Genomic DNA, 6,332 nt, shown 5'->3' with positions numbered 1-6,332 from the left:
TTGCCTTCACAATCACCAATATTACAAGCGCAAAATTCCGTGATCCTGCACAGACCTACACAGCGAGGGACAGTCCCCAGGCCTTGTGCCAGTTATCAACATCGAGGACCCCCTGAATGGTGACAGTCCAGTTATCTGCTAATGGTTGATTGGGGTAATGAAGGGATTTCATACAACCACCCCCGGCCCCTCCTTGGCTAAGGAGGGGAGTTCACACCGGGCCTGTATCCTGTCCAGAGGAGCAGACCCAGTGAAAAAAATCAGTTACCAGCAGGTTGTTATAAAATTTATACTAAGCACCTGAACAACTATTTTCTGGTTCCTGGTTCCTGGCTCAAATGCAAAAAATGAAATTTCCAGCACGGACTGCTCCCCTCCTTGGCTAAGGAGGGGCCGGGGGTGGTTCGTTATGAATATTTCATTGAGTTTCCAGAGAACCTCTGAAGTCCTCGAGAGACTCTGCACCCAGTTCAGCCAGCAGGCCCGGCAGCTCGTCCACCAGGTCGAAAATCAGGTCCGGACGCATGAAATTGGCCGTGCCCACCTGCACCGCGTGGGCCCCCACCATGATGAATTCCAGCACGTCCCGGGCGTTGCAGATGCCCCCCAGGCCGATAACCGGGATATCCACTTCGCTGCAGACCTCGTAGACCATCTTCAGGGCCACCGGCTTCACAGCGGGACCGGAAAGACCGCCCACTATATTGGCCAGCCTGGGCTTTCTGCTGTGGATATCCACTGCCATGCCCCCCAGGGTGTTTATCAGGGAAATAACATCCGCGCCGGCATCCCGCACCGCCCGGGCAATGACCCTGATATCCGTGACATTGGGGCTTAGCTTGATGATCAGCGGCTTGTCCGGGCTGGCCCTGCGCACTTCCCGGGTGACGGATGCCGCGGCCTCGGGGTCCTGGCCGAACTGCACCCCGCCGCAGCGCACATTGGGACACGATATATTCACCTCCAGGGCCCCCACTCGGGGTGCATCCCCCAGGATTGCCGCCAGCTCCACGAATTCTTCAGCACCCTGGGCATAGAGATTGGCTACCACCGGGGTTTCATCCGCAGGCAGAAAGGGAAGCTTCTGTGCAAGAAATTTTTCCACCCCCACATTTTGCAGGCCTATGGCGTTTAGCATGCCGCAGGGTGTTTCAGTGATGCGCGGTGTGGGATTGCCGCTTCGAGGATGCAGGGACAGGCCTTTGACCACGATGGCTCCCAGCTTTTGCAGGTCTCCGTAGGGAGAAAATTCCAGGCCATAGCCAAAGGTCCCGGATGCGCTCATGATGGGATTTTTGAGGCGGAGTCCGCCCAGATCGACACTTATATCCATAGCTACAACACCAGTTCCCCGGCATCAAAGACCGGTCCTTGTACACAGCTCTGTACCAGACCCTGGCTGCGCGTCTCAACCACGCATCCCAGGCAGGCACCTACTCCGCAGGCCATTCTGGTCTCCACCGAAAGCTGGGCCGAGGCCCCTGCTTCCAGCACATGCTTCTGCACCACCTGCAGAAAAGGCATGGGACCGCAGGCCAGGATCTCTCCCCTGGAAGCAAACCGGGATATCTGCTCCCTGAGGACCCGCCCGAAATGCTCCATGTCTTCCTGGTTCGTCTGGCGCATATTCTGGCGCTGCATCTCCCCGGGCAGTTCATCAAAGGGGTAGCAGGACCGGTCCATGCGATGACCAAAGATAAGGCTCAGCTTGCCGGGATAGGGATGCTCCTTGCAAAGGCCGATAAAAGGAGCGATGCCCATACCACCGGCCAGGATCAGGTAGCGTTTTTCAGGGGAGAGCCTGAACCCGCGCCCCAGCGGACCCCACATGTTGATTTCACTGTCCGGTGCAGCACTGCTCAAAAGACTGGTTCCCCGTCCCACCACCTGCATAAAGATGCGCACGTATTCCCGGGTCTTTTCGCAGATGGAAAAGGGCCTGGGCCAGACCGGGTCCTGGCCCCATTTTTCCGGCCTGAGCATGACGAACTGCCCCGGGGTGTAGTCCCAGGAAGGCGGCTCAAGGTAAAGATGAACAAAATCCGGGTTTGCGGCAAAGTCCAGCCCCAAAAGCCTGACCCTGTCGCAGGAGCGCGATTTTGTCTGAGTGCTTTTATGCATGAAATTTATAAAGTTTTAAGTTGCAGGTTGTAAGTACTTCCGCCCAAGAGACCCTTCTTGTTCCCACAGGTCCTAAGCCACTCGAACTTCTGTCCTCTTCTAAATAATCATAATTTCAATTCATTAAGTTCAGCATGTTGCTGTCATACAAGTTTGTCATTTTTTTGCGTACAGCACAGCCTTCTCCCCTCCTTGGTTAAGGAGGGGCCGGGGGTGGTTCGTTCTAATAACCACTTCCTTATCCATTTACTCGCAGATTCGGTCCCGGACGAGCAAGCGTGGAAGGCTGACATCCGTCTTCACTCATCCGCCTTCCCCAGCCATACGCGCAAGCTCGCTTCTGGACTGCTCAGCGTCCAGCCTGGAACACAGGGTATAGGTCTGGTCACTGTAGACCTCTTTTTGCACCATGAAATGACAGTCGGCCAGGTCCGCCAGCTGCGGCCAGTGGGTTATCAGGAGAATCTGCCGGTTGCGGGACAGTTCCTGGATCCTTTGTCCCACCTGGATCAGGGTGCCTCCCCCGATACCTGCATCCACCTCGTCAAATAAAAGGGTGGGCATGCCCTTTTCCGAACGCAGCCCTACCAGGGCCAGCAAAAACCTGGAAAGCTCGCCTCCGGAAGCGATCTTGTCTAAGGGCTGGGCCGGCTGACCCGGGTTGGGTATCCACAATAGCCTTGGCCTGTCTTCATTGATGCCCGGATAAATTTCCACAGGGGAAAATTGAAACTCCACCCGGATATGCTCTGAAAACCCCAGGCACTGAAGCTCCTTTTCCAGCCTGGAGGCCAGCTCACCGGCGCATTTCCTGCGCTCCTGGTTGAGCTCTCCTGCGGCCTGGTCCAGTTCCCGGGCCAGGCCGGCCTCCTGGCGCTCCAGCTGCTTCAGGTCCAGGCGGCCCTGGTCCAGAAAAGAAAGATGCTCCTGGATCTCTCGCTCCATGTCCAGGATTTCATCCAGGCTGCGCCCAAGCTTTCTTTTCAGCTGGTTCAGCTCCCACAGCCTGGATTCCACCTTTTCCAGTTCCGCCTCTTCGTCATGCACCCTTGTGCTTCGAAGGACCCGGTCAAAATCTTCCAGTGCTGCGGCAGCGTTCTCCAGTTCCCCGGCCTGCCTGGCATACCCTTCATCCAGGGCTTCCATACGCTCGGCTATGCGGCAGAGCTGGCGTATGCCATCCAGGAGACTTCCCTGGGGCGAATGCAGGATGTCCAGACCCTTTTGCACGTCCTGGGCCAGGTCCGCCCTGGATTTTATCTCATCTCGCCGGGCCAGGAGGTCATCTTCCTCCCCTGCCTCGGGATGCACCTCGTCAATCCTGGCTTTCTGATACTCCAGGAGTTCTTTTTTCTCTTCAAGCTCGGCCAGCCTGCCCTGGATCTCTTTTTTTCTGTCCAGGACCTGGTTCATGCTCTCCAAGAGTTCGTCCTTTTTCTGCAGTACTCCGGGGTTTTCCAGGAATCCGTCAAGGATCCTTACATGGTAGGCAGGCTTCAAAAGTTTCTGCTGCCCGTGCTGGCTGGTATAGATAAGAAGACTGTCCCGCAGGGACTGGATGCGGTCCTGGGAACTCAGGGAATCGTTCAGGTAAAACCGGCTGCGCGAAGTCCTGGCCGCAAGCTCGCGCTTGATGATATACTCCTCCCCATCCAGGACAAAGACCGCCTCCACCACGGCCTTGTCCTCCCCGGCACGGACCATGGAAGCGGACATCTTTTCCCCCAGGATAAAATCCAGGGCCTTGAGGATAAAGGATTTGCCCGCCCCGGATTCACCGGTAAGCACGTTCAGCCCCGGGTCGAATTCCAGTTCCATGTCCTGGATAAGGGCCAGGTTTTTTATTCTTAAAAGTTCCAGCATGAATTTTCAGCCTGCAAACCTTCCAACAGGGGATGTGCCCGCAGCCGGGTTTAGACTCTCTTTTTTCTTTTTATACAGCTAAAAACAGTTAAAACAACAGGCTTTATGGTCCTGCCCTTCTGCAATATACACTTGAACGTACACTGCAGAGGCAGAATGTCAAGACTGATGAAGTGCTCTACAATCCCGGTACAGCCTGCAACAGCTTTATAGTATACGGATGCTGCGGTGCACTGTAAATAACTTCCGAGCTTGCCTGTTCCACGATCCGGCCCTGGTGCATCACCAGGACATAATCGCTTATGTGCTCCACTACTGCCAGGTCATGGGCGATGAACAGGTAAGTAAGCCCCAGCTCTTCCTGCAGATCCTGCAGCAGATTGATTATGGTGGCCTGCACGGATACGTCCAGGGCGCTTACCGGTTCGTCGCAGATGATAAATTCCGGCTCCACGGCCAGGGCCCTGGCTATGCCTATGCGCTGGCGCTGTCCGCCGCTGAACTCGTGGGGATAGCGCCGCAGCTGATCAGGCTTGAGCCCTACCATCTCCATGAGCCGGGCGCAGCGCATGTGCCTTTCATCTGCACTCATCCGGGGAAAGTGGATGCCCAGGGGCTCTGTGAGGATCTTTTCCACGCTCATCCTGGGGTTGAGGGAGTTGAAGGGATCCTGAAAGATCATCTGCATCTTTTTGCGGTAGGGGAAAAATTCGCGTTTGCTCAGGCCGACTACATCACTGCCCCGGTAGAGGATTTCTCCGGCGGTGGGCTGAATAAGCCTGACCATACTGCGTCCTGTGGTGGTCTTGCCGCTGCCTGACTCCCCCACCAGGCCCACGGTGGAGCCCTCCGGAACACTAAAACCCACATCATCCACAGCCCGCATGTAGCCCCGCACCCGCCTGAACAGACCTCCGTAAACAGGGAAATACACCTTGAGATTTTTAACCTGCACCAGGGCCGGGGCTGAAGTCCTGTCCCCGGTGTGCCCGGGTTTGTCCTGAACCGCCTCCCCCGCCGGGCTCATGTCAGTTTGTGCATCAGGCATGGCCATGCTCTTGTTCCTGCCTGGTTTCGGATTCTATGGTGGGCAGTCTGCGCAGCTTGCGTCCCAGAACAGGAATGCAGCCTATGAGGGCCTTAGTGTAGGGATGCTCCGGGCTTTTGAGAATCACCGACGTCTCTTTTTGCTCCACGATCCTGCCATGGCGCATTACCGCCACCCTGTCTGCAAATCCGGACACAATGCCGAAATTGTGGGTAATGAGCATGATGGACATGCCCAGTCTTTCCCGCAGCTCCCTTAGAAGGTTTATTATCTGGGCCTGGATGGTCACATCCAGGGCTGTGGTGGGCTCGTCCGCCACCAGGAGCCTGGGGTTGCAGGCCAGGGCCATGGCTATCATCACTCTTTGCTGCATGCCGCCGCTCAGCTGATGCGGATAATCCTCAAAACGCCTTTCAGGCTCATGAATCTTGACCATGTCCAGTGCCTTTACGATTTCTGCTTTTATATCTTTTACTTCGGGGCGATGCAGGCGGATGGCCTCGGCGATCTGGTGGCCTATGGTAAAAACCGGGTTCAGAGCAGTGCCCGGCTCCTGAAAGACATAAGCTATCTGCTTGCCCCGGTACTGCCTCAGCTCCCTGGCGCTGCACTCAAGCAGATTGCGGCCCTGGTAGAGCACTTCACCGCCCACCCGGCATCCCGGAGGCGGAGGCAGAAGACCGGTCAGGGACAGTCCGGTAACACTCTTGCCGCTGCCGGACTCCCCCACCACCGCCAGGACCTCTCCCGGGGCAATGGAAAAAGACACGCCGTCCACAGCCCGGTGTACCTCACCATGGGATTCGAAGTCTATACACAGACTGCGCACCTGCAAAAGGCTGCTTCCGGACAGGTTGTTCTGTTCTTTTTCACCCGGCTGCATAATCCTCCATATATATCCTACCCTGATCAGTGTCTTTAGGGACTAGAACAATACTGATATACCGCCATAGTGATGCTTTGCCCGCAACAATAAAGAGAAGAGTTTTTTGACAGGATTAACAGGATTAAGAGATGGATTAAGAGAAAAATATTTTTGTCCTGGCCGGAAGCCAGGCCAAAAGGTAATCACTCCATCCTGTTAATCCTGTCTAAAGATTCTTGTTTTTTATAACAGGCTTTCAACTGTTAAGTCACTGAACATTAACGGTATATTGGTATTTTGAACATCCCTTAAGGCTTTGCCTCTCACCTGTAATCATTTACTTTCGAAATATGATGCACCTGCAAAAAGTCGGGGAATGAAAAATGCAGATATCATTCACGCGTCCAGCCACGCATCCTGCCAAGCTTTCCTGCC

Annotated in this window: 5 protein-coding genes; all 5 read right to left on the bottom strand. The window is 55.3% G+C overall.

The features are described from left to right. Nucleotides 1–418: 418 nt before the first annotated feature. The 5 genes from D5S03_RS08995 to D5S03_RS08975 all read right to left on the bottom strand — a co-directional run bounded on the left by D5S03_RS08995 (nt 419) and on the right by D5S03_RS08975 (nt 5,915). Nucleotides 419–1,333: a dihydroorotate dehydrogenase gene (locus tag D5S03_RS08995; protein ID WP_008870153.1), complete on the bottom strand. Its 915-nt coding sequence runs from the start codon at nt 1,331–1,333 to the stop codon at nt 419–421. Between the two features lie 2 nt (nt 1,334–1,335). After that, the gene (locus D5S03_RS08990; protein ID WP_008870152.1) at nt 1,336–2,121 is read right to left on the bottom strand and encodes an iron-sulfur cluster-binding protein; all 786 of its coding nucleotides are present in this window, start codon (nt 2,119–2,121) and stop codon (nt 1,336–1,338) included. Nucleotides 2,122–2,424: 303 nt separating this feature from the next. Next, on the bottom strand, nt 2,425–3,984 hold the full coding sequence (locus D5S03_RS08985) for a DNA repair protein RecN (RefSeq protein WP_008870151.1): 1,560 nt from the start codon (nt 3,982–3,984) through the stop codon (nt 2,425–2,427). Nucleotides 3,985–4,162: 178 nt separating this feature from the next. After that, nucleotides 4,163–5,032, bottom strand: coding sequence for an ABC transporter ATP-binding protein (locus tag D5S03_RS08980; RefSeq protein WP_208596399.1), 870 nt, complete (start codon nt 5,030–5,032; stop codon nt 4,163–4,165). Further along, on the bottom strand, nt 5,025–5,915 hold the full coding sequence (locus D5S03_RS08975) for an ABC transporter ATP-binding protein (protein ID WP_008870149.1): 891 nt from the start codon (nt 5,913–5,915) through the stop codon (nt 5,025–5,027). The genes D5S03_RS08980 and D5S03_RS08975 overlap by 8 nt, the downstream gene beginning before the upstream one ends. Nucleotides 5,916–6,332 lie beyond the last annotated feature (417 nt).

Origin of the sequence: Desulfonatronospira sp. MSAO_Bac3, from assembly GCF_003838035.1 — a bacterium.
Lineage (GTDB): Bacteria > Desulfobacterota > Desulfovibrionia > Desulfovibrionales > Desulfonatronovibrionaceae > Desulfonatronospira > Desulfonatronospira thiodismutans.
Note: the sequence above shows the minus strand (reverse complement) of the source record. Positions and strands in the feature narration are given on the sequence as shown.

Bases quoted from the DNA above. Each gene is read 5' to 3' on its own strand.
- D5S03_RS08975 (WP_008870149.1), bottom strand. From the start codon at position 5,915: ATGCAGCCGGGTGAAAAAGAACAGAACAACCTGTCCGGAAGCAGCCTT.
- D5S03_RS08995 (WP_008870153.1), bottom strand. From the start codon at position 1,333: ATGGATATAAGTGTCGATCTGGGCGGACTCCGCCTCAAAAATCCCATC.
- D5S03_RS08980 (WP_208596399.1), bottom strand. From the start codon at position 5,032: ATGCCTGATGCACAAACTGACATGAGCCCGGCGGGGGAGGCGGTTCAG.
- D5S03_RS08990 (WP_008870152.1), bottom strand. From the start codon at position 2,121: ATGCATAAAAGCACTCAGACAAAATCGCGCTCCTGCGACAGGGTCAGG.
- D5S03_RS08985 (WP_008870151.1), bottom strand. From the start codon at position 3,984: ATGCTGGAACTTTTAAGAATAAAAAACCTGGCCCTTATCCAGGACATG.